This window comes from Geotoga petraea (genome assembly GCF_900102615.1).
Lineage (GTDB): Bacteria > Thermotogota > Thermotogae > Petrotogales > Petrotogaceae > Geotoga > Geotoga petraea.
The window spans coordinates 46325-69834 of record NZ_FMYV01000006.1 but is presented as its reverse complement, the minus strand read 5'-3'; the positions used below and the strand labels follow the sequence as shown (position 1 = coordinate 69834).

The following is a 23510-nucleotide window of genomic DNA, read 5'->3' as shown; positions in this document are numbered from 1 at the left end:
ATTAAATTATATCATTTTATTACTTTATATAAATATTCATTGTTTATTTTTTATACTATATTCAGTTCCATCCGGGGTGTCTTTAAGAATTATTCCTTTTTTAGAAAGATCATCCCTTATTTTATCTGCAGTATCAAAATCTTTGTTTTCCCTTGCTTGGTTTCTAATTTGAATATGTTCTTGTATTAAAAAATCTACTATGTTTTCACCACCACTTGAATTTTCTGGAACTTCAAACAACCCCAATATTGGGCCCAAATTATTTTTTATCAAATGATATATTTCTAAAATTTTCTTTTCTTCATTGTCATTTATTGCTTTGTTCAATTCTTTTGATAAGTCAAATATCATTGCTATAACTCTTGGTGTGTTGAAATCGTCAGACAAGTATTTATTAGCTTCTTCTATAATTTCTTTCATATTTTTTGAACAATTTATATTTGGAACATAGTTATCGTATTTTTCTTCTACTTTTTTTAGGGTCTCTTTTATCCTTACAACTGACTTGTTTTGAGATATTAGCCCTTCTTCGGAAAATTCCAAAGGTGCTCTGTAATGTTTTGACAGTATGAAGAATTTCACTGTATCAGCATCAAAGTTTTCTAAAAGCTCTCTAACCAGCCATATATTACCTATGGATTTTGACATTTTGTCTCCAGAAGATTTTATCATACCGTTGTGCATCCAGTAGTTTGCAAATTCTTTACCTGTTTTGGCAAGAGATTGGGCTCTTTCGTTTTCATGATGTGGGAATATGAGATCATTTCCACCCGCATGAATATCAAAAGTATCCCCTAACAGTTCAGTAGACATAACTGAACATTCTATGTGCCATCCAGGTCTACCTTTTCCCCAAGGAGAATCCCAGAAAGGTTCTCCCTTTTTAGATGTTTTCCAAAGAGTGAAGTCTAAGGGATCTTTTTTGTCGCTGTTTACTTCAATGCGAGATCCTGCTCTCATGTCATCTACTTTTCTATGAGATAATTCTCCATATTTTTTAAACTTTCTGACGTTAAAGTAAACATCGTGATTTTTAGCTTCATAGGCATAGCCTTTTTCTATAAGAGTTTTTATAAACTCTATTATTTGAGGGACATAATCTGTTGTTTTTGGATGGAAATTGGCTGACCTTACGCCAAGTTTAAGGGCGTCCCTATAATATTCGTTTATAAATCTATTTGCAATTACGTCTATTGTAGTTCCATCTTCATTAGCTTTATTGATCAATTTGTCGTCTATATCTGTAAAGTTCTGAACCATAACCACTTTATAACCAGAATATTCCAAAAATCTTCTGAATGCATCAAAAACAATCATCGGTCTCGCATTACCAACATGAACGTAATTGTATATGGTTGGTCCACAAACATACATAGTGACTTTATCTTTTTGAATAGGCTTAAAATCAACTAATTGCCCTTTCAAACTATCAAAAATCTTAATATTCATTTTCTATCACCATTTCCAATCTTTCAATGGCTCTTGCCCTCCCTATTAAGTGTACAGATCTAACAAGATCAGGTCCATGAAATTGATTTGTTAACGCTTTTCTCAATGCCATGTAAAAAGGTTTTTTTGCTGGTTTGGCATCTTTCATAGCTATTTTTAAGTTGTCTAAAACTGTGCTAACAGTCCAATCTTCATCGTTGTTAAACTTATCCAGAGTTATTCTAAAAGCATTTTTAACTCCATCTGCGTTTAAATATTCAATGAATTCTTTGTTTTCCAAATCTGGTTCAAAATTTTTTATAAAAATAGAAATTTCATCTGGTACTTCTGATAGTTCTTCAACAGATGTTTTTACAAGTTCTATAGCTTCTTTTAGCCATTTTTTATTGCCCTCACATTGTTCTTCTGTTAATACACCAGCTTTTATAATGAAAGGAATAGATAGTTTTAGTATTCTATCTGTATCGGCACTTCTAATGTAATTTCCATTCATCCATTTTAATTTCTTTTCATCGAATACAGCCGGACTTGAATTTACTCTATCAAAAGTGAAATTATCTATAATTTCGTTTAATGTTAAAATTTCTTTGCCTTCTGGATGGGACCAACCCAAGAGAGCCAAATAATTAAGAACAGCTTCGGGAAGATATCCCCTATTTCTAAATTCTTCTGCTGATGTGGCTCCATGCCTTTTAGACAATTTCTTACCATCTGGTCCAAGAATCATAGAAACATGTGCGAATTTAGGTACTTCAACTTCAAATGCTTCGTAAACAGCTATTTGTCTCAAAGTATTTGAAAGATGGTCATCTCCTCTAATAACGTGTGATATTTTCATCATCATATCATCAACAACAACTGCAAAGTTGTATGTAGGAAGGCCATTACTTCTGATCAAAATGAAATCACCAACAGCACCATTTTTAAATGTCACTTCACCTTTTATCAGATCATTTAACACATAATCTTTTCTTGGCATTTTGAAAAATACAACTGGATGTTTGTATTTTTTCATATATTCTTCTTTTCTCTCTTCAGAATTGAATTGAGATATCATCTCTTCGGTAAAATGTGGTGGTTTTCCTTTAGAAAGTAGGTCTTCTTTTATTTTATCAATTTCTTCAGGGTAAATATATGCTTCATACGCCTTACCCAATTCAATTAATTCATTTGCTTTCTCTCTGTATATTTCTATTCTCTCTGATTGTCTGTAAGGTCCAAAATCTCCTTCCATTTTTGGCCCTTCGTCCCAGTCTAATCCCAGCCATGTCATTGCATCGATAAGTTGGTTTTCTGATTCTATGGTTGATCTTTCTATATCGGTATCTTCTATTCTTAGAACAAAAGTACCTTTTTCATGTTTTGAATATAAAAAATTAAATAGAGCTGTTCTGGCTCCTCCAACATGTAAATATCCCGTCGGGCTTGGTGCAAATCGAGTTCTTATCATATATTTCCCTCCTGTGATTGTTTTAATAATTCATACCTGGCAAACGCTGCCAGTGTTTTTGAATCGGTGATCTCATTTTTTAAAATTTTTTTCTTAAAATCCTCATAGTCCAACTTAATTATATCTAAAAATTCATCATCGTCTAATTTTTGAGATGAAATCGTTATATTTTTTGCCAAATAAAGATAAATAACTTCGTCTGAAAAACCAGCTGTTGTATATATTTTGCCAAGAGAAATCAAATTTTCTGAAACAATCCCTGTTTCTTCCTTGAGTTCTCGTTTTGCAGTTTGTTCTGGAGATTCTCCATGATCCATTTTTCCAGCTGGTATTTCCAAAAGATTTTGTGCTATTGGAAATCTGTATTGTTCTACAAGCCATATTTTATTCTCATCATCTATTACAAGAACCCCCACCGCTCCAGGATGCCTTATAACCTCTCTTGTGGCTTTTTTCTTGTTTGGTAACTCTATGTCGTATTTTTCCATGTCTATTATATTACCTTGAAAAATAACATTTTTATTCAATTCCTTCTCGTAAAATTTCATAAGGCACCTCTTTTGTTTTTTTATAGAAATCTTTGATTTCTATTTCTACAAATTATTTTTAAAAAAAGCCTTAATAAATTAAGGCTGATTTTTAGAATTTATTTAACTTTTTTACCCACTAATAAAGTTATATCATCTTCAGGTTTCTCTTCATTTAAAAAATCTGAAAATTCTTTTTTAATTTTTTCTATAATATCCGTAATATCTTCAAAATCCCCTTCTCTTAATATATTCCTTATCGTTTGATCTCCAAATTGTTTTCCTTCTTTGTTCTCTGCTTCAACTAAACCATCTGTAAACATTACGAATATATCATTTTTATTGAAAGACGTTTCGTCTAAAATTATTTTCTCTTTTTTGTCAATAAGTCCCATTCCCAAAGGAAAATTGTTGTTTTTAAATGTCTCTATTTCTCCATTTTTATATATTATAGGGGATATGTGCCCTGCATTACAAATTGTAATTTTATCATCTTCCAACTTTACGATGGCCGCTGTAAAATATACTCCATCAGAAAAAAGAGATTTTTCTTTATCATCAAGCTGAAAAAGAATCTCTCTAAGGTCTGAATTCCCTTTATCCACAATTACACTTTCTATCTCTCTCTTTATGATTAATGAAAGCATTGCAGAGGCAGCTCCATGTCCAGAAACATCGACGATATAAACAAAGGTCTCATCTTTTTTTTCTATTATTCCAAAAATATCTCCAGAAACGTTAAAAGATGGCTGAAAATCCCATTTTATATTTAAACCATCAAAGGTTTCTTTTGTGGGAAGCATTTCTCTTTGAAATTTTTGAGCCATTTTCAAATCTCTGTCAACTTTGTTAACATATTCTTTTAGATCTCTTTGAATTCTATATAACTTGGAGTGCGTTTTTATTCTTGCTATTATCTCTTTTGAATGTGCTGGTTTTGTTATGTAATCAACTCCACCTACCTCAAAACCTTTTGTCTTGTCTTCTATGTCATTCAAAGCACTGATAAAAAGAATGGGAATTTCTTTTAATTCTTCTTCTGATTTTATTTTTTTACAAACTTCATATCCGTTTAAATCAGGCATCATAATATCAAGCAAAATGACGTCCGGTTTTTCCTGTTTTGCTTTTTCTATTCCCAGTAGTCCCAAATCTGCTTCTATATAATGATAGTTTGGTAAAAAAGTATTTATAAGCTTTTTTATAAAAACTCTATTTATATAAGAATCATCAATTACTAATACCTTGTAATGATCTTCTTCTTTATTTTTCATCCATATCTTCCTTGTTGAAATTGTAAGGCAAAAGCTCAAAAGAGGTCGCTTCTTTTATATCGCCTTTTAAATTAGCCAAGTATACATCGTAATCTCCAAACTCAGCCATTACTTGTCTGCAAGCTCCACAAGGACTTATAGGTCTTTCAGTATCTGCAACAACCATCAAAGCTTTGAACTTTCTTTTCCCATCAGCATTGGCTTTGAATATAGCGTTTCTTTCAGCACAAATACTGAGACTGTATGAGGCATTTTCTACATTTGCTCCTAAATATATCTCTCCATCTTCAGTTAAAAGCGCAGCTCCAACTCTAAAATCAGAATACGGAACGTAAGCATTTTCTCTTACTTCCAATGCTTTTTTATATAATGTGTCAATCATTTGCTTGTCCATTTTTGCCATCACCTTCATATTCTTCACTATGAATCAAATATGTGACTTTAACTTTATCAATTCTGTTTATTGTGACAGATATTACCTCAAATTCAAAGTTATCAAATACTATATTTTCTCCTGGTTTAGGAAATCTTTCAAGTTGCTCTAAAAGAAATCCCCCAATAGTTTCAAACTCTGTCTCTGGAAAGTCTATGTCAAATTCTCTTTCTATATCGTTTATAGGAGTAGAACCATTTACTAAAAGGCTATAATCATCTATTCTTACTATATTTGATTCTTCAACCTTATCGTCGTATTCATCGAGTATTTCTCCTGTTAATTCTTCTATTATATCTTCAAGCGTAACTAAGCCTGCTGTTCCGCCGTATTCATCAACAACAATTGCCATATGTGTATGGTTTGCAAGAAACAATTTGAGTACATCATTTATTTTCATTGTAATGGGTACAAATGAAGGGTTATGCATTAGATTTGTTATTTCATTTTTTTTTAAAGAACTTAAATCGTCTGTTTTATCTAAAAGTTTGAAAATATCTTTAGCATAACAGATTCCAATTATCGTGTCCATAGATTCTTTAAATACAGGAAGTCTTGAATATCCTTCTTCGTTAATTGTCTTAATTAGGTCTACAAGCGTTTCATTGTCTTCCATTGCAACAATTTCTACTCTCGGAGTCATGATTTCTTTAACCGAGGTATCTCTCATTTCAAGTGATCTTTGCATTAAATATTTTTCGTATTTTTCTATTACGCCTTCTTCGTGTCCCATGTCAAGATATGTCATAATTTCACTTTCTGTTATAAAAGGAGGAGCTTGATCAATTTTTTCCCCGCCAAAAGCTTTAATAACAACATTTGTGATTTTTACAAGTACCCAAACAATAGGGGTCAAAATCAAATTTAAAAAATGTATTGGATTAAATACAAAACTAAAAAACTTCTCCCTATTTTCTCTGGCAAATACTTTTGGAGTTATTTCACCAAAAATTAAAATCAGCAAAGTCATAAATCCAGTTGCGATACCAACTGCAGTACCCTGTGAACCAGGAAATAAATTAACAACAAAAACAGTTGTCAAAGATGATGCCAAAATATTAACAATGTTATTCATAATTAGAATAGTTGTTAGATATTGATTTGGTCTATGCATAAATTTCTCTAATTTCTTTTTCTTTTTCTCATCATTCTCATTTTCCAGGTAATCTTTTATTTTCCCTCTTCCTAAAGCAGTCATCGCAGTTTCTGAACCTGAAAAAAATCCAGATAATACAAGTAAAACCAGTATTGCTAAAAGTGTGTAAATCAGTTCACCACTTTGGGGGTCATCCACTCTGTCATACACCTGCCTTGATTTATTTTATTTTTTTAAACCCATAACCTAAAGCTTCATTATTTGGAAGTATTATTACAAAAGCATTTTCGTCTATTTCATGTAGGTTGTTTTTCAACATACCGACTTCAGATCTTGATATGGTAACCATCATAATCTCTTTGTCTTTATTAGTATACCCACCGGCACCTTTTATGAATGTTATTCCTCTGTCTAATTCTTTGTATATCATCTCTTTTATTCTATCATGATAGTCACTTATTATCAAAACAGTCTTTGTCGACTCTAATCCTGTCACAATACCGTCTATAGTCCTTGCCATTATGAAAATTGTTATGATACCATACATTGGTAGTATAGGACTTATTAATATCGAAGAGGCTGTAATTACGGAATCTGCAATTAATAAACCAGTACCAACTGAAACGTGGAAATATTTATTGAATATTATAGCAAGTATATCAGTTCCGCCTGTAGTGGCTCCTCTCCAAATTACAAGTCCCATACCAGTTCCAGTTATAATGGCTCCATATACAGCCGTCATCAGCATCATGTCTAATCCAGGATTTTGTGTTTGATTAATCATATTTGGTAGTATTTCGTTCATCTTAAACACTTGTTGAAATAAGTCTGTAAAAAGAGAAAGAGCTATAGCACTATATATACTCTTTACACCAAAACCCATTCCCAATAATTTAAAACCTAACGCAAACAAAAAAAGGTTGTAGACTATCATTTGTAAGCCTACCCACCAACCAAATAATTCATTCATTACTATGGCAAGTCCACTGACTCCGCCTGCCACTATATTGTAAGGGACAAGGAATAATACTATACCAACAGCTGTAAGTATAGTGCCTATGGTGATTATAGAGTAATCGAATACTTCTTTTTTGATATCTATACTTTTTGAATTTTTTGTCATTTCCTGCCCCCTTTATATTATATGTTTATTTTTTTCAATTTTGCTAAGTCTCTTAAATGCTTTTTCTCTCTCAAACCTGGTTTATCAATTTTAACGTTTATTTTTACGTATATATCTCCTCTTTTTTTGCCTGAAAAATTTGGCATTCCCAAATTTTTTAGTCTTATAACTGTTCCAGGATTTGTTCCTTCTGGAATTTTTTCTACAATTTCTCCTTCAAGAGTTGGTATCTTAACTTCTGTTCCAAGTGCTGCTTCAACATAATCTACGGTTATTTCGGTTTCAAGATCAGCACCTTTTCTTCTGAAATTTTTGTTTGGATTAACTTTAACATGAATAATCAAATCTCCTGCAGGGCCACCGTTTTTACCTGCATTTCCCTTTTCTCTCAACCTTAGCACGTATCCATCTTCTACCCCGGAAGGAATAGTTACTGTAAGTTTTTCTTTTTTGTGTAGCTTTCCTTGTCCGTTACAAACTGAACATTTTTTTTCTATAATTTTTCCTTCTCCATTACAAGTTGGGCATGTATAAGTTTTTACAAAAGTTCCAAAGAACGTTCTCTGTTCTTCGTTTATTTGACCTTGACCATTACATCTTGGACAAGTTGAATAAGACGTTCCATTTTCTGCTCCAGTTCCTTTACATGAATTACAAGGTTCGTATCTATCGTATTCAATGGTCTTTTTAACATCATATAAAACTTCTTCTAAATTTAAAGATATAGTTGCGTGTATATCTTGACCTCTCTCAGGTCTTTTTGCTCTTCGGGAACCTCTTGATGAGCTTCTTTCGGATCCAAAAAACATGTCAAAGAAATCTCCGAAGCCTCCGCCACTTTCACCAAAGTTTCCAGAGCTACCTCCAAAGAAATCTTTGAATATGTCTTCTACTCCACCAGCGCCTGGCTGACCACCTCTTTGTTGGTATCCTCCACCTTCAGGTATAAATCCAAATCTATCATATAGTTTTCTTTTTTCAGGATTACTTAAAACTTCGTAAGCTTCTTGGATTTCTTTAAACTTTTCTTCAGCATATTGTTTGTTTTCTTGATGTCTATCTGGGTGCCATTTTTTAACCATTTTTCTGTAAGCTTTCCTAATCTCTTCTTGAGTTGCATTTTTATCGATCTCCAAAAGTTTATAATAATCTTTCTTTTGAGGCATTATTCATCACCTTCTTTTTTATTTTCCTCTTCAGATTTTTCCTCTTTTTGTGGCTTTTCTTTAACCTTTTTAGGCTTAACTGCAACATTAACTTTAGCTGGCTCTATTACCTTCCCATCCATTTTGTAACCTGGTTTATGAACTGAATGAACGTGATATTCTGTTATTTCTTCCGTTTCTATTTTATCGGCAACATCATGTTCAAAGGGATCAAATGCAGTTCCCTTTTCTGGAAAGATAAATTCTAAGTCAGATTTCTCAAATGCACTTTTCATTTCCTTATAAACCATTTTAATCGCTTTTGCAAACTGTGGATCATCTTCATATTTCAACGAAATAGTTAACTGTTCAAAAGGATTTAAAAAATTTCTTATTACTTTCTCTTTTGTTGATTTTTTTAACTCTTTCTTTTCTTTTTCAACAAGTCTTTGAAAATGATCAAATTTGTCTTTTATGTTTATTGCAACTTCTTTGTATTTTTCTTTTTCTTTTTTAGTCTCTTCTAATTCACTTTCAATTCTTTCTATGATTTCTATTAGTTCTTCTTTTGGTAAATTCTCATACAATTCTACTGATTCCTCTTCTTTCTTTTCATTTTTTCCCTCTACTTCTTTTTCTATTTCCTCATTTTCAGCTTTTTGTTCTTTTTCATTTGTTTTATTTTCTTCTTTATTTAATTTCTTCTCATTTTTTTTATCCATAAAAATACACCTCCATATACTTTAACCTATATTTTTTAGTTTAAAATTTCTTTTACTACAAGTTTTTTGATATAATTTCAGAGAAGCGTGAATTATATTCTCTTATAATTTTATAAATCATTTCGTAATTACAAAATTTGTCAGTTATAAAAAGCATTCTCCCTATAGGATTTGAACCTAAACTATAAGAAGTACTGAAAAAAGCAAAGTTTTTTAGCGATTTGTTTTTTAAATCTGAACCAAAAAATACATTTAACTCATGACTATAATCAATATTTTCAAAAATTTTATCTTTTATATAATCATTTTCGATTATTTTAGTTAGACTCTCAACGCTTTCTATATTTGGTTTGAATTTGTTTATTATTTTTTCGAGTCCCTTTATAAGATACTTGTTTCTTGAAAACTCATTCAGCAGTACTTCTATGAGGTTAAACATATTAGTTAACCTAATATCATCAGTTTTGAGCTTCTGTGTTTTTGAAGCATAAATTATATCAAATAAAGATTTACCAGATAATCCTTCATTCAACATATTTTCAAGTTCCTTTGCAGCAGGTAGTCCATAGGATTCTACAGTTCTTGATATTGTCATACCCAAATTAGTCAACAGAATTACAACATAATGATACTCTGTTAATTGTGTTACCACGGCACGAGTTACGTAAATATATTTAGGATCTGGATACTCGAAAATAACCATCCCATTTAGTGTTGTTGATATAATTTCAGACAAATTTTCAAACATAATATTTAAATCATAGAATTTATAGTCTCTTGGCATTTCTAAGTAGTTTTGTTCTTCTCCGTATGCCTCTGCTATAATTTCGAAATACAATTTCAACGCTTTGTCAGTGGGTATTCTTCCCCCACTTGTGTGTTGTTGATAGATATATGAAAGATGCTGTAATTTTTGCATATCATTTCTTATTGTTGCGCTTGAAGCTTTTATCCCTGAGTTCTTTATAACATCATCAGAACTGACAGGTTTACTACTCCTTGAGTACAATTCAACGATTGTCAACAAGACATCTTTTTGTCTTTTTGAGAGCTTCATCCCCATTTTAATTATCACTCCTTTTTATTGAGTGCTAATTATATGATATCAATATTTTTTTTTATTGTCAAATTTCCAATTAGATAATTAGGGGGTAATTTATAGATGAAAATTTCTGAAATTTTGGACTTCTTAAAAGATGAGATTATAGAAACTCGAATAGAAGTCGATACCGACCTTGAAATTAAAAATTTCAAAGATAACAGCGAACTTGTTGAAAAAAACGATGTTTTTATTGCTGTAAAAGGTTTTAAAGTAGATGGCCATGATTTTATACATTCAGCTCTTAGTAGAGGAGCTGTTTTTGTAATTTTAGATAACCCAGAAAAAATACCAGAAGACTTGTCTCTCGACTACGTTCTTATAAAAAACACCAGAAAAGTTATTGCAGAACTGGCATATAAAAATAAACACATATCTCCAAAAGACTTTAAGATGTTCGCCGTTACTGGTACAAATGGAAAATCTACCGTTGCCACTTTAGTCCACCACATTTTACAAGAAAGTGGTAAAAAGTCGACTCTATTCAGCACTGTTGAAATAATGATCAAAGATCAAGTCATTGAAGAGCCTTATAATACCACCCCAAGTGTTATAAAAATTTCAGAAATTTTGGAAAAAAGTAAGTTAGAAAATGTTGAATTTGTAAACATGGAAGTATCTTCCCACGCCATTCACCAAAAAAGAGTTGAAAAACTGGAATACGATTTGATATCATATACAAATATAACACGGGATCATCTTGACTATCACCACACTTTTAAAGAATATATGGACACAAAATTGTCTTTAACAAATTATTTGAAAAAAAATGGAAAAGTTATAGTAAATATAGATGAGATAGAATTGGATAATTTTCACGTTGACAAAAATAAGATAATTACTTATGGGTTTGACGATAAAGCTGATTATACAATAAAATCGATCAACCAAAGTATTTATCAAATGAATTTTAAAATCGACACTCCCGAGGGAGAAGAGTTATCTATTTACTCTTCTATAATAGGGAAATTTAATGCTTATAACATAACAAATGCTTTAATTGTTTGTAAAGAGTATGGATTATCTTATGATCAGATAAAACATAGCATCATAACCTTTAAAGGCGTTCGAGGTAGATTCGAACTTATCCCAAGTTCTAAAGCCCTTGGTTTTTCAGTTGTCATAGACTTTGCCCACACTCCAGACGCTCTTGATAAAGTTTTATCAAATGCAAAAGAAATAGTTAAGGGTAGAATCATACTTGTTTTTGGAGCTGGTGGTAATGCAGATGTTGGCAAAAGAAAAATAATGGGAGAAGTGGCTAGTAAATACTCGGACATTATAGTTCTCACAACTGACGATCCAAAAGACGAGGATCCGGAAAAGATAATAGAGCAGGTCAAAGATGGCATCACAAAAGAAAGAAATTTTATAGTTATTCCAGAAAGAAAAACAGCTATAAATGCAGCAATAAATTTTGCCAATAGAGATGATTTGGTAATTATAGCTGGTAGGGGTCATGAAAAATTCCAACTTTTTTCAAACGGGAAACAAATAAAATTCAACGATTTTGAAATAGCCTCAGAATGTATAGACTCCTTAAGAAGGAGTATGAAAAAATGACACTTGAACAACTTTTTGAAAGAAAATATTATTTTCAAATAGATTCGAGAAAAATAAAGAAAAACGATGTTTTTGTTGCTTTAAAGGGAGAAAATACTGATGGACATAGATATGTAGAAGATGCGTTCAAAAAGGGCGCATCTTTTGCTGTGGTTGAAGCTGGCTATCCAGATAATTCTGAAAAGATTATAAAAGTTCCAAACGTCCAAGAAAAGCTTTTATCTGTTTCTTCCAAAATAGTTAACCAAAACGCTAAGATGAAAATAGGAATAACAGGCTCTACAGGGAAAACTACTACTAAAGTTTGTTTAAAAAATATAATAGAAAGTAATATATCTACTTTTGCAACAGAAAAAAATTATAACACTGAAATTGGAATACCTATTTCAATATTAAACAACTACTCTAACGAAGAAGTTGCCATAATAGAAATGGGAATTCAAAAAAAAGGAGACATGGAAAATCTAACAAAATTTTTTAATCTGGATGTAGCTTTTATAACAAACATTGGAACTTCTCACTTAGAATTTTTGAAATCAAAAGAAGGCATCGCAGAAGAAAAGTCAAAAATAATAACTGCGTTAAATGGTGGATTATTGGTTTATAATAGCGACTCTATTGAATTACAAAAATTTGTTAAAAGTTACAAAAACAAAATTTCATTTGGGCAGAAAGTAAATAGCGATGCATATTTAATTGATTATGAATATTTTGAAGACACTACGAAAGTACACTTTAAAACATTTGGAAAAGATGGATTGCTAACTCTAAAGTCTTATTGGAGCAAAGGACAAATATTAGACCTTTTAGCTGCTGTGACGTTTTCTATTTTTGCTAAAATACCTATAGACCCTTTTGTTATATCTGAAATTAAATTACCAGAATCCAGGTTTGAATTGATCAAAAATGAAAACAACATAATCATAAACGATTCTTATAACGCCTCAGAGGAATCTTTCTTCAGTGCGTTTGAAAGTGTTGAAAAAATTCAAGCAACTTCTAAAATACTCATTATGTCTGAAATAAAAGAAATAGGACAGGATGATAAAATAGTGTTAAATCGGGTTATTGAAAAAGCAAAAGAAATTTTTGATGAAATTTATTTTTATGATAAAGAGGACAAATATTCATTTGATGATGTTATTAAAATAAAAGAAATAAAGAAAATAGAAAAAATATTGAATAGCTCCAAAGGAGTTATTTTGATTAAAGGGTCGAATTCAACTGGTTTATATAAATTTATGCAAGAAAGGGGTTAATTATGGAGCTTTTAATATCTTTACTAATTTTTATATTATTACTTTTTTTATATCCGGTTTATATAAAATGGGCCAAGAAAAAGCAATTTGGTCAATTTATAAGAAAGGAAGGACCGGCTCTTCACAATTATAAAGAAGGTACACCAACCGCTGGTGGACTATTGTTTGTAATATCTATAAGTGTTTTGAATTTTATCTTCTATTTTTTAAACTCTCAACCTTTGTATTATATTATAGGCTTGACCACGTTATTATTTGGATTCATTGGTTTTTTAGACGATTTTTTAAGTATATACAAAAAACATTCTACTGGTCTAAATTCAATACAAAAATTGATTTTACAGTTTATTTTTTCAGGGATAATTTTATATATAATACAACTGAACTCACCAGAAACATCTATAATAATACCTTTTTTAGATACAGAAATTAATTTAGGGTTACTCTACATTCCGTGGGGAGTTGTATTCATATCAGGTATGTCAAACGCAACTAATTTGACTGATGGGTTGGATGGTTTGAACGGCTTTATATTCACATCTTCTATGATTTTTACAATTTTAATCTCTGGCTTTAACAATGTTGAATTTATTTATGCTATTGTCTTTCCCGTTATAGCTTTTTTGATTTTTAACATAAAACCTGCAAAGATATTTATGGGAGATACAGGTTCACTTTCTTTAGGAGCTATTTTTGCAGTTTACCTTATGTACAATTCTATGGACGCTTTTGTTATTTTCACTGGAATTATCTTTATTGCAGAACTATTTTCTGTTATAATACAAGTTTCCAGTTTCAAATTGAGAAAAAAAAGAGTCTTCCTAATGGCACCAATTCACCATCATTTTGAATTGAAAAAATGGAGTGAAGAAAGAATAGTAATGACTTTTTTATTGATAAACGTCTTGTTTAGTTTAATTGGATTTGGGGGTATGTAAATGAAAGTTTGTTTAGTGGGGTTTGGTAAGAGCAATAGTGCCCTTGTCGACATAATATTAGACAAAGGAAATTCTCTTTGTATTTCCAATAATAACAAATTCTCTGAAGAAGAGAAAAAATTTTTTATCAGGAATAATATCAAATTTGAAGAAGATCACGGAGAACTGTTAAAAACCACAGATTTAGCCATAATCAGTCCGGGTATAAGACCAAATAGTAAAGCAGCAAAAATAATTTTTGATAATAACATAAATTATACTACCGAACTGGAATACTCATGGATGCATTTGAAAAGATTTAACCCAAACGCCACTTTTATTGGAGTAACAGGAACAAATGGTAAAACAACAACTACATCTTTAATAAATCACATAATTCAAATTTCTGATAAATCTTCTTATAAAGCAGGAAATATAGGGATACCTTTAATAAACGCCCCTTTAAACATAGATTACTATGTTTTAGAAGTTAGCTCTTTTCAAATGTATTGGTCTAAAAAATTTTCCCCAGATATAGCGATATTGTTGAATTTGGCTCCAGATCATCTAAACTGGCATTCTGATTTGGAGGAATATTACAACAGCAAGTTAAATATGGGTGGGAGAACCCTGGAAAACTACGGAACATTCATAATCAATTCAGAAATAGATTATGGATGTTCCAAAAACAACTTAATCAAATTTTCACCAAAGTACAACTATAAAGAAAAGAAAGTCTTTTATAAAAACGAAGAAATAATGGTTAAAAATGATACATTGAATTTAGCTATATATAGAGAAAATGTTGTAGCAGCTGTGGTATGTTTATTAGAACTAAATTTCGATAAAAAAACAATAGAAATGGGAATATCTACTTTTAAACCTTTAGCGCATAGACTTGAAAATTTTGCACATATTAACGGGACATATTATATAAACGATTCAAAAGCAACCAATGTTCATTCTGCTTACTACTCTTACATGAGTTTTAGAAATAAAAAGTACATCGCAATTTTATCTGGAGAACCAAAAAATGAAGACATGTCCAAACTAATAGAAGAACTGAATCAATACGCTGCAAAAGTGCTTGTTTTTGGACAAATGGTATCTGAAGTAAAGAAATACAAATTAACTGACAAATTTTTATTTCTAAATAATTTAAAAGAAGTAGTTGAAGTTTTGAAAAATACTGAATCTGAATTTGTTGTTTTTTCCCCTTCTGGGGCTAGTTTTGACTTATTTAAAAATTATGAACATAGAGGATATGAATTCAAAAAGTCCATATTGGAAAACATTCAATAATATTGAGGGGATTTTTATGTATAAAAGTTTTAGACAAAGATTTATATTTTATTTAGTAATATTAGGATCAACTCTTATAATGGGTGTTTTTTTTGTATATAGTTCTTTATACGCAATGAAAAGCCTTGAAGGGTTAGACCCTGAATTAAAATTGTTTAACTATATCATCGCTTTATCTGTAGGAATTTCAGCTGGAATTTTTATGTTTTATTTTGGGGAAAGAATTATAAAAGGTAGTTACTTTTTGCCTTTTATTTTCATCATTCACATAGGCCTTTTGTATCTCCCACATATGTATAGCTCTGTAGCGAATGTTAACAGATGGATTGATTTAGGATTTATTCAATTTCAACCATCAGAATTATCCAAAATACTTCTGCCGGCAATAATAACATACATTTTTTATAAGGAAAAGAACAACATTTTAAAGTATTTATATTCTTCTCTATCTATAGCAATTACAATATATTTCATTTTTATTCAGCCTGACCTCAGCACATCGATAATAGTTTTATCGATAGGAATTTTTACTATATTTTTAAATCTAAAAAATAAAAGAGAATTTATTGTTTTCTCATTAATAATATTTATACTTTTCTTCGCGGTATTTGTTAACAAAGATTTATTTCTACAAGATTATCAAATGGAAAGAGTTTTAGGGCAAGATAGCTTTCAAACAGAACAATCCAGAAAGGCAATTGAAAATGGAGGAATAATTGGAACAGCTCCTTTTGGAGGAATGTTAAAATATAATGTTCCAGCCTCTTATGCCGATTTTATAATGTCAATTATTGGTGAAGAATGGGGTAAAGTTGGAATTATATTAGTTTTGACTTTATTCTTTATATTGTCCAGAGAGATGACGAGACTTTCTTACTTCACCAGAGATCAAGTAACTTTTTCTTATTCTACAGCAATAGCCTTTTTCATTTTTTTACAAATGGCTATAAATGCTTTGGTAGGTTTGGGGGTCCCAGGTATTCCAGTAACTGGAGTAACACTACCATTAATGAGTTACGGAAATAGCTCTTTAATGATGACTTTGGCGAGTATTGGGCTGGCTATAGGGTTGATTTACTATAACGGAATAAGAAGAATAAACGACGAAGGTGAAGACATTGAAAACTAAAAAAATTGTTGTGGCTGGAGGGGGAACTGGTGGGCATTATTATCCGGCTCTTGCATTTATAAAATATCTTGAGCAATATTACAATTTGGATATTTTGTATTTCATGACAAAAGGTAGAATTGAAGAAAAAAAAATACCCAAAGATATTCCTTATGCTAAAACTATAACTCTTGAAACCAAAGGATTATTAAGACCTCTCTATAATTTAGAAAACGTCAAAAGAATAAATGACTTTTTAAAAGAATCGAGAGGTATTAAAAAGATAATAAAAGAATTTAATCCAGACTTTGGTTTTTTCACAGGTGGCTATATAACTGCTCCAGTTATTTTAGCTATGAAAAAACTGAAAATACCATATTATTTGCACGAACAAAATTCAATCCCAGGACTAGTTAACAAAAGGTTTTCTAAGTATTCAAAAAAAACTTTTATTTCTTTTAAGGAAACTCCTTATTTGCAAAATACTGTCTACACCGGTAACCCCGTTAGGTATCCAAGCAAAGATATCAAAAGAGAAATTTTGCTAAACTACAACTTAGAAGATTTATACAAAAAAACAATTCTCGTAATGGGGGGTAGTTTGGGATCGGAAAAAATAGATGATATAATGTATGAGGTGTACCAATCGACTGAAAATATTAACTTTATACATATAACAAAAGATTCAGAAAGATTCCAAAGTTTTAAAAATGTTAAAACATTTGATTATATAGATAATGCTTACGAAATAATGGGTGTTATTGATGGAATAGTATCAAGAGCTGGTGCAACTTCTATAGCAGAAATCATATTTTATAACCTAAACTCCGTTTTAATACCTTGGAAGGGAGCTGCCGAAAACCATCAAATGATAAATGCCAAAAAAACACAAGAAAATGTAAACAGCATTATATGTGATGAAGATAATTATTCAACTAATTCAATTATTAATTTTTTAAATAATATCAATAGTAAACCCGCTGATTATATTTGGTATCAAAAATCAGATGATAGCGTAAAGAATATAACAAATTATATTGAAGAACTAAATTAGGAGGAAAAAATGAAATATTATTTTTCGGGTATCGGCGGTATAGGGATGAGCTCTATTGCATTACATACTTTTTATAATAATGAAAAAGTATATGGCTCAAACAACATAAAAAACGAAAGAATAGAGTATTTAAAAACTAAAGGTATTGAGATAAAAACTAAACAGGATAAAACACTACCAGATGACTTAGACTATTTTATAAAAAGCACAGCCATAAAAGATGACAATCCTGAAGTAATAGCCGCTAAAAAAATGAATATCCCAATAATTTCAAGAATGGAGTTTCTAAATAGCATATTAAAAGAAAATAAGAGTTTGGGAATAACGGGAACTGATGGAAAAACAAGTACAACTGCTATGATTTCACAAATATTTAAAGTAGCAGGTAAATGCCCAACCGTCTTTTTGGGAGGAATTCATGACTCTTTAAAAGATGGTAATTATTCTTTTGGTGAAGATTTAATAATAGCTGAAGCTGATGAAAGTGATGGATACATAAAAAAAACTATAGTTGATTTTTTAATAGTTACTAACTTAAGACCTGATCATCTTGAACATTATGACAACGATTTTGAAAACCTAAAAAATTCTATAGAAAATGCCATAAATAACACAAAACAAAAAGTTTTTATCAACAATGATGATAAAAATTTAGAAAAAATGAATATTAAATCTAAAAATGTAATTACATTTGGTTTGAGCGAAGAAAGCAATTACTATTTTAAAAATAGAAATCAAGTTGGAAAATACCAAGAATTTGAAGTTTATTACAATAAAGTATTCTTGGGAAAAATAACAATGTCAACTCCAGGTCTACATTACGCTTTAGATGCTTTAGCAGCTATAGCTTTTTGCCATGATTATGGAATTGGTTTCAAGTATATTTCTGAAGGCCTTTTCTCATATAAAAATGTAGACAGAAGATTCAATATCTTATATTCAAATACATCCAGATATATTATTGATGATTATGCTCACACACCTGAAGAAATAAGACACACCATCCAAGCAACAAGAGAATTTTTCCCAGATAAAAAAATCGTTTCAGTATTTCAACCTCATAGATATACAAGGCTACATAGAGAAAAAGACCAATTTGTAGACTCTCTTTTAAAATCGGATGAAATAGTGGTTTATAAGATTTACTCTGCATTTGAAAAACCTATTGAAGGAATAAAAGAAAATTATGTTGTTGATAAACTTATAGAATCAAAAAAGAACGCAATATTTATAAATAATACCAAAATCCTTTTCAAATATTTAAGTGAATATAGTGATACTGTATTTCTTTTTTTAGGTGCTGGAGACATAAGCAAAGTAGCATACGAATTTAAAGAACATTTAGATAAAATGCATGTTAGAACTTAAACTAAAATTTATACTTATTAAAGGAAAATACTTGACATATAATTTTTAATATGGTATTATATATTTCGGCTGTCGATGATTGCCCCCATCGTCTAGAGGCCTAGGACATTGGCCTTTCACGCCAAAGACACCAGTTCGAATCTGGTTGGGGGCGCCATTAAAGGGCGCTTAGCTCAGCGGGAGAGCATCTGCCTTACAAGCAGAGGGTCGTAGGTTCAAATCCTGCAGTGCCCACCATTAATTTGGGCAGATAGCTCAGTCGGTAGAGCAACGGACTGAAAATCCGTGTGTCGACAGTTCGATTCTGTCTCTGCCCACCAAAAACACCAGTTTACTGGTGTTTTTTTTATATCATTTCAAAATCTTTTTTAACCCACAAGATAAAACAGGTCATTATTTAAAGGAAAGACCTTTTTAATTTTAATATTTTTTCTTCAACAGAAATCTCTGATTTCTATTCTTCCAAACTCCAACTTCCAACTAACCACAAAATAAATTGCTTTGTGATTTATTTTAAAACATCATTTTTATGTAATTAGCAAATATAACAACCACTAAAGCTGGTAAAAAGTTCCCTACCTTTATATCTTTTATATCCATCAATCTTAAAGAAATTGCAACTATCATCGCACCACCAACAGCTGTAAAGTCGTTTAGATATATTTCCTGAGATAAGAATTGTAATTGTCTTGAGCCAACAACTAATAACCCCTGAACAACCCAAACACTTAAAGCTGAAAAAATAACTCCAACTCCATACACAGAAGACAATATGATTGACGAGATGCCATCTAACATCGATTTTAAGAAAAGAACAGAGTTGTCATTACTAATCCCCGCATTTAAAGAACCGAGTATCGTCATAGGCCCTATAACGAACAAAACAGTTGCTGTGATAAAACCTTTAACAAATTTCGTTTCCCCTTCTGATTTTTCGATTTTGTTGGCTATTTTTCCAATTCTATCCTCTATTTTCAAAAATTCTCCAATAACTCCACCTATTGCAAGAGATATTAAAACAACTATCAGGTCATTTGCCTCTAACCCCATGTTTATACCGATAAAAATCGTTGTCAAACCAACACTTTGAAACAAAATTTTTCTGATATTATCTGTTAATTTGTTTCCAATAAAAGTTCCAAAAAAACCGCCGAAAATAACGGCTATTGTATTTACTAGGACAGCTACATTAAACATTTTTTTAACTCCTTAATCAGCTACAGCAAATTGAAGAAATTCGTCTTGACAAGTTATGAGTAGAAATTTGTCCTTCAATTTGTATAAATTATGTATAGATTTACTAAAATCATAATTAAATATAATTTCTGAATTTCCTTCCTTATCAAATTTATACAAATTATCTCCATAAATAGTGTATAGATTCTCATCAATTATAACAACAGAGGACCTGTAATTTTCTTCTTCAAAATTCTTTTCCCAAGCTAATTCATCATTCTTAATTGAGGATATTTTATTTTTAGAAACTATGAATAAATTTTCACCATCGTGTTCATAACCATAAACGGGATCTATTTTTATTTCTTTTAAATTTTCTCCATTATAAACAAAAACTGAATCATATGCTATCAAATATATTTTATCATTAATTATTACAAGGTTGTATAATTTGGTTCCAAAGTCTTCTAAAACTTTAAATTCTCCATCGTGATACTTGTACAATAACGAGGAATTAATTATATATATTTCTTCATTCCAATACTCGATGTCTGAAACTTTTAAATCAAGGTTATATTCTTTTAACAAAGTTAGATCCCTCATGTCGTAAACTAAAATTTTTGTACTAAATGTACTATAAATTATTAAAAGATCGCCTCTAAGTTTATATAAAAAGGAATGTGAAAACTCCCTTTTTTCTTTGACTTCAAAAGTTTTAGCGTCTAAAAGAAGTATACTCCTATTATCTCTTAATAAAATGTGGTCCTCAGTACCTCTTATAACACTTATATAATGGCTATTTGTATCAAACTCTTCAATAACCTTTTCTTTATTTATTAGACCCTTTTCAGAAAGCGCATACAAATTGCTGTAATTATCCATTATAAAATACTCATTTTCGTTATAACCTGAAGAGAAATAATCCATCTTTCTCTTAAAAATCAAGTTTTTATTTATACTTACTATATCTCCTGACTTAATTTCTTGTTTATTAATAATTATTGAATCTTTTCCATATACAAATTTTCCAGAATAAGTTTTTTCTTTAGTTTTGATAGTGTATATATCGTTAGAAGCATTGTTCCCACCATCAAAAGAAGCATCAATTTTTATAAGAGAATTAAAGTCTTTTATATAATATTCATCATCAACAAAAGGTTTTATCCCTTTTTCTGTTATTTTTATGTCTTTTAAAAAATATATTTCATTGTCTTTGTTTAAAATATATTCTTTATCTTTTTTAGAATATTTTTCTAAATTATCATAATTTAGTTTCAGCTTTCCTTGAGGTGTTTTTATTAAATGTTCCTTATCATTAATTGAATTGATTTCTGTAAAATCTATTAAACTATCCTCAATTTTTATTTCTGGTTCATTTGAGTTTTCTATAAAAGATAATTGAACTATGTCTTTTTTGTTCAAAAATAATTTTGAACTGCCATCTGAAAATTCCAAAACCCCTTCAGACATATTTCTTAAAGGGATGGCCTTCTTTATTACTATTCCATTTTTTAAATAAAAACCATTTTTAAAATTTATGTTTTGGGTAAAAAATATATATGAAATGTTTGATGTTGAAAAAATGTGTTTATAATCGTCTACTTCTACAATTACTATACCTTCGTTGATATCTGTTATTTCACCTTCAACAATTCTACCGTTGTTCAAAAAAATAACTTCTGATATACCCGATACTAAAAAAAATAATATTAATAGTACACCAAATAACTTCTTCACAAAGCTCACCCCTATTAGTGCGTATATATACATTATACCATCAAAAAAACCCTTATTTAAGGGCTTTTTTGATTATATTTTTTTGATCGCTTGTGAAGCTGCTATTAAATTGATATCCCATACAGGTGAAAAGGGTGGTGCATATGGAAGGTCCATATTTAAAAGATCAAAAACAGTGGAGTTTTTATATATTAGAGAGACCATTGTGTTAACCCTTGCATGAACTTCTTTTCCAATGTAATGGGCTCCCAATATTCTCCCAGTTTTTTTATCAAAAACCATTTTCATTTTTATTCTTCCACCACCGGTGTAATACCCCGCTCGACTTATGGATTTTATTACCACAGAGTCAACATCAAAGCCCTTTTCTTTTGCAGCTTTTAATGTGAGACCAGTTCTTGTGTATTCTAAATCTTTGAATTTTGTAATGAAAGAACCTACAATACCCTTGAATTCATCTTTTTCTGTTGAAAATACATTTTTACCGGCTATTTTTCCCTGTTTGTTTGCTGTCGTACCAAGTGGGAAATATGTGTCTTCTCCAGTTATCAAATGTTTTACAGAAGCACAATCACCAGCTGAATAAACATCTTTAATATTGGTTTCACTTTTTTCGTTTATTATTATTGCTCCATTTTTAAGCATGCTAATTCCTGAGTCTTTTAAAAATTGTGTATTTGGCCTAACTCCTATAGCAACTATCACCATATCAGTATTTATCGATTTATTATTAGTTTGAACTTCAAAACCATCTTCTTTTTTAACAATATTTTTAACCATGTTGTTCAAATGTACTTTAACCTTTTCTTCTTCCATCTTCGCCAACAAATCTTCATGCAGTTCTGGTTCTATATCTCCCATTAATGAATCGAGTCCTTCAATTAGATCGACTTGCAAACCCCTTTCCAAAAGTCCTTCTGCTGTTTCAACACCTATAAAACCACCACCTATTATAACTGCTTTTTTAGGTGATTTTTTTTCGATAAAATTTAAAATAGCTTTATCATCATTAGGGTTCCTCATTTTAAAAACTCCATCATTACCAATTGCATCGAATCCTGGTATTATAGGAGAAGCACCAGTTGAAATAACGAGTTTATCATAAGACACTTCGATTTCTTCTTTAGAATTTCTTATATATACTAATTTGTTGTCAAAATCAACATCATAAGCTTCGTGTTCTGTATAAACTTTAGCTCCCTTTTTCTTTTCAAACTCCTCTGGCGAAAAAGCTATAACATCGTCTACATTTTTAACATCGCCTGTTATCGCGTATGGAAGGCCACACCCTCCATAAGAAATAAAAGGTTCTTTTTGATAAATCACCACATCTTTTTCTTTATTTTCTCTTATGGCTGCAGCTGCTGCAGATGTACCAGCGGCAACTCCCCCTAAAATAACTAAATCATGACTTCTTTTTAACATATTAACCCCCCTTTGATAGTTGCATTTTGGTTGTTGGTTGTTGGTTGTTGGTTGCTGGTTGTTTGTTGTTGGTTTGTTTGTTGTTGGTTGTTGGTTGCTGGTTGCTGGTTGCTGGTTGTTGGTTGCTGGTTGCTGGTTGCTGGTTGCTGGTTGTTTGTTGCTGGTTTGTTTGTTGTTGGTTTGTTGGTTGTTTGTTGCTGGTTGTTGGTTTTTTTCTATTTTTGATTTTTATCAATGTTTTTTCTTCCAACTTCCAACCTTAAACCTTCAACAGAAATTGTTG

Annotated in this window: 21 protein-coding genes and 3 tRNA genes; 10 read left to right on the top strand and 14 right to left on the bottom strand. The window is 30.6% G+C overall.

The window, feature by feature from the left end:
- Window positions 1-36: 36 nt before the first annotated feature.
- From cysS to BLS00_RS07830, 10 genes are all read right to left on the bottom strand, one after another.
- On the bottom strand, window positions 37-1449 hold the full coding sequence (cysS, locus tag BLS00_RS07875; protein WP_091404561.1) for a cysteine--tRNA ligase: 1413 nt from the start codon (window positions 1447-1449) through the stop codon (window positions 37-39).
- Window positions 1439-2899 (bottom strand): glutamate--tRNA ligase, encoded by a 1461-nt coding sequence (gene gltX, locus BLS00_RS07870; RefSeq protein ID WP_091404558.1) that lies wholly within the window; start codon window positions 2897-2899, stop codon window positions 1439-1441. Before gltX ends, cysS begins: the two co-directional genes overlap by 11 nt.
- On the bottom strand, window positions 2896-3447 hold the full coding sequence (locus tag BLS00_RS07865; protein WP_091404557.1) for an NUDIX hydrolase: 552 nt from the start codon (window positions 3445-3447) through the stop codon (window positions 2896-2898). The genes gltX and BLS00_RS07865 overlap by 4 nt, the downstream gene beginning before the upstream one ends.
- Window positions 3448-3545: 98 nt before the next feature.
- Window positions 3546-4700, bottom strand: coding sequence for a fused response regulator/phosphatase (locus tag BLS00_RS07860; RefSeq protein ID WP_091404554.1), 1155 nt, complete (start codon window positions 4698-4700; stop codon window positions 3546-3548).
- Window positions 4690-5094: a cytidine deaminase gene (locus BLS00_RS07855; protein ID WP_244885744.1), complete on the bottom strand. Its 405-nt coding sequence runs from the start codon at window positions 5092-5094 to the stop codon at window positions 4690-4692. The genes BLS00_RS07860 and BLS00_RS07855 overlap by 11 nt, the downstream gene beginning before the upstream one ends.
- Window positions 5075-6427 (bottom strand): hemolysin family protein, encoded by a 1353-nt coding sequence (locus tag BLS00_RS07850; protein ID WP_091404550.1) that lies wholly within the window; start codon window positions 6425-6427, stop codon window positions 5075-5077. The genes BLS00_RS07855 and BLS00_RS07850 overlap by 20 nt, the downstream gene beginning before the upstream one ends.
- Before the next feature lie 22 nt (window positions 6428-6449).
- On the bottom strand, window positions 6450-7352 hold the full coding sequence (locus BLS00_RS07845; protein ID WP_091404547.1) for a YitT family protein: 903 nt from the start codon (window positions 7350-7352) through the stop codon (window positions 6450-6452).
- A 17-nt stretch (window positions 7353-7369) separates the two neighbouring features.
- Window positions 7370-8518 carry a molecular chaperone DnaJ gene (gene dnaJ, locus BLS00_RS07840; RefSeq protein WP_091404545.1) on the bottom strand — a complete coding sequence of 383 codons (1149 nt, stop codon included), beginning with the start codon at window positions 8516-8518 and terminating at the stop codon, window positions 7370-7372.
- The gene (locus BLS00_RS07835) at window positions 8518-9219 is read right to left on the bottom strand and encodes a nucleotide exchange factor GrpE (RefSeq protein ID WP_091404542.1); all 702 of its coding nucleotides are present in this window, start codon (window positions 9217-9219) and stop codon (window positions 8518-8520) included. The genes dnaJ and BLS00_RS07835 overlap by 1 nt, the downstream gene beginning before the upstream one ends.
- A 55-nt stretch (window positions 9220-9274) precedes the next feature.
- Window positions 9275-10282 (bottom strand): hypothetical protein, encoded by a 1008-nt coding sequence (locus tag BLS00_RS07830; RefSeq protein ID WP_091404540.1) that lies wholly within the window; start codon window positions 10280-10282, stop codon window positions 9275-9277.
- Between the two features lie 99 nt (window positions 10283-10381).
- Between BLS00_RS07830 and BLS00_RS07825 the strand changes: the two genes are divergently transcribed.
- The 10 genes from BLS00_RS07825 to BLS00_RS07780 all read left to right on the top strand — a co-directional run bounded on the left by BLS00_RS07825 (window position 10382) and on the right by BLS00_RS07780 (window position 19209).
- Window positions 10382-11881, top strand: coding sequence for a UDP-N-acetylmuramoyl-L-alanyl-D-glutamate--2,6-diaminopimelate ligase (locus tag BLS00_RS07825; RefSeq protein ID WP_091404537.1), 1500 nt, complete (start codon window positions 10382-10384; stop codon window positions 11879-11881).
- On the top strand, window positions 11878-13140 hold the full coding sequence (gene murF, locus BLS00_RS07820; RefSeq protein WP_176759872.1) for a UDP-N-acetylmuramoyl-tripeptide--D-alanyl-D-alanine ligase: 1263 nt from the start codon (window positions 11878-11880) through the stop codon (window positions 13138-13140). The genes BLS00_RS07825 and murF overlap by 4 nt, the downstream gene beginning before the upstream one ends.
- A 2-nt stretch (window positions 13141-13142) precedes the next feature.
- Window positions 13143-14078, top strand: a complete 936-nt coding sequence (gene mraY, locus BLS00_RS07815; RefSeq protein WP_091404532.1) for a phospho-N-acetylmuramoyl-pentapeptide-transferase — start codon at window positions 13143-13145, stop codon at window positions 14076-14078.
- A complete protein-coding gene (gene murD / locus BLS00_RS07810; RefSeq protein WP_091404529.1) occupies window positions 14079-15359 on the top strand; it encodes a UDP-N-acetylmuramoyl-L-alanine--D-glutamate ligase in 1281 nt (426 codons plus the stop codon).
- A gap of 16 nt (window positions 15360-15375) precedes the next feature.
- Window positions 15376-16488, top strand: coding sequence for an FtsW/RodA/SpoVE family cell cycle protein (locus BLS00_RS07805; protein ID WP_176759871.1), 1113 nt, complete (start codon window positions 15376-15378; stop codon window positions 16486-16488).
- Window positions 16478-17521 (top strand): UDP-N-acetylglucosamine--N-acetylmuramyl-(pentapeptide) pyrophosphoryl-undecaprenol N-acetylglucosamine transferase, encoded by a 1044-nt coding sequence (locus BLS00_RS07800; RefSeq protein WP_176759870.1) that lies wholly within the window; start codon window positions 16478-16480, stop codon window positions 17519-17521. The genes BLS00_RS07805 and BLS00_RS07800 overlap by 11 nt, the downstream gene beginning before the upstream one ends.
- A 9-nt stretch (window positions 17522-17530) precedes the next feature.
- A complete protein-coding gene (gene murC / locus BLS00_RS07795; protein WP_091404520.1) occupies window positions 17531-18889 on the top strand; it encodes a UDP-N-acetylmuramate--L-alanine ligase in 1359 nt (452 codons plus the stop codon).
- 81 nt (window positions 18890-18970) lie between these two features.
- Window positions 18971-19046, top strand: a tRNA-Glu gene (locus BLS00_RS07790).
- Between the two features lie 5 nt (window positions 19047-19051).
- Window positions 19052-19126 (top strand) — tRNA-Val (locus BLS00_RS07785).
- Between the two features lie 7 nt (window positions 19127-19133).
- Window positions 19134-19209, top strand: a tRNA-Phe gene (locus tag BLS00_RS07780).
- A gap of 193 nt (window positions 19210-19402) precedes the next feature.
- On the opposite strand, the gene BLS00_RS07775 is transcribed toward BLS00_RS07780, so the two are convergent.
- The 4 genes from BLS00_RS07775 to BLS00_RS10605 all read right to left on the bottom strand — a co-directional run bounded on the left by BLS00_RS07775 (window position 19403) and on the right by BLS00_RS10605 (window position 23477).
- Complete coding sequence (locus BLS00_RS07775; RefSeq protein ID WP_091404516.1) at window positions 19403-20086, bottom strand: DUF554 domain-containing protein; 684 nt, start codon at window positions 20084-20086, stop codon at window positions 19403-19405.
- Between the two features lie 12 nt (window positions 20087-20098).
- Window positions 20099-21802, bottom strand: a complete 1704-nt coding sequence (locus tag BLS00_RS07770; protein WP_091404513.1) for a hypothetical protein — start codon at window positions 21800-21802, stop codon at window positions 20099-20101.
- 72 nt (window positions 21803-21874) lie between these two features.
- Window positions 21875-23227 (bottom strand): FAD-dependent oxidoreductase, encoded by a 1353-nt coding sequence (locus BLS00_RS07765; RefSeq protein WP_091404510.1) that lies wholly within the window; start codon window positions 23225-23227, stop codon window positions 21875-21877.
- A gap of 1 nt (window position 23228) precedes the next feature.
- Window positions 23229-23477: a hypothetical protein gene (locus BLS00_RS10605; RefSeq protein WP_176759869.1), complete on the bottom strand. Its 249-nt coding sequence runs from the start codon at window positions 23475-23477 to the stop codon at window positions 23229-23231.
- Window positions 23478-23510 lie beyond the last annotated feature (33 nt).

Excerpts from the sequence above, each read along its gene's own strand:
- cysS (WP_091404561.1), bottom strand. The coding sequence starts at position 1,449 with ATGAATATTAAGATTTTTGATAGTTTGAAAGGGCAATTAGTTGATTTT.
- gltX (WP_091404558.1), bottom strand. The coding sequence starts at position 2,899 with ATGATAAGAACTCGATTTGCACCAAGCCCGACGGGATATTTACATGTT.
- BLS00_RS07865 (WP_091404557.1), bottom strand. The coding sequence starts at position 3,447 with ATGAAATTTTACGAGAAGGAATTGAATAAAAATGTTATTTTTCAAGGT.
- BLS00_RS07860 (WP_091404554.1), bottom strand. The coding sequence starts at position 4,700 with ATGAAAAATAAAGAAGAAGATCATTACAAGGTATTAGTAATTGATGAT.
- BLS00_RS07855 (WP_244885744.1), bottom strand. The coding sequence starts at position 5,094 with ATGGACAAGCAAATGATTGACACATTATATAAAAAAGCATTGGAAGTA.
- BLS00_RS07845 (WP_091404547.1), bottom strand. The coding sequence starts at position 7,352 with ATGACAAAAAATTCAAAAAGTATAGATATCAAAAAAGAAGTATTCGAT.
- dnaJ (WP_091404545.1), bottom strand. The coding sequence starts at position 8,518 with ATGCCTCAAAAGAAAGATTATTATAAACTTTTGGAGATCGATAAAAAT.
- BLS00_RS07835 (WP_091404542.1), bottom strand. The coding sequence starts at position 9,219 with ATGGATAAAAAAAATGAGAAGAAATTAAATAAAGAAGAAAATAAAACA.
- BLS00_RS07830 (WP_091404540.1), bottom strand. The coding sequence starts at position 10,282 with ATGGGGATGAAGCTCTCAAAAAGACAAAAAGATGTCTTGTTGACAATC.
- BLS00_RS07825 (WP_091404537.1), top strand. The coding sequence starts at position 10,382 with ATGAAAATTTCTGAAATTTTGGACTTCTTAAAAGATGAGATTATAGAA.
- murF (WP_176759872.1), top strand. The coding sequence starts at position 11,878 with ATGACACTTGAACAACTTTTTGAAAGAAAATATTATTTTCAAATAGAT.
- mraY (WP_091404532.1), top strand. The coding sequence starts at position 13,143 with ATGGAGCTTTTAATATCTTTACTAATTTTTATATTATTACTTTTTTTA.
- murD (WP_091404529.1), top strand. The coding sequence starts at position 14,079 with ATGAAAGTTTGTTTAGTGGGGTTTGGTAAGAGCAATAGTGCCCTTGTC.
- BLS00_RS07805 (WP_176759871.1), top strand. The coding sequence starts at position 15,376 with ATGTATAAAAGTTTTAGACAAAGATTTATATTTTATTTAGTAATATTA.
- murC (WP_091404520.1), top strand. The coding sequence starts at position 17,531 with ATGAAATATTATTTTTCGGGTATCGGCGGTATAGGGATGAGCTCTATT.
- BLS00_RS07775 (WP_091404516.1), bottom strand. The coding sequence starts at position 20,086 with ATGTTTAATGTAGCTGTCCTAGTAAATACAATAGCCGTTATTTTCGGC.
- BLS00_RS07765 (WP_091404510.1), bottom strand. The coding sequence starts at position 23,227 with ATGTTAAAAAGAAGTCATGATTTAGTTATTTTAGGGGGAGTTGCCGCT.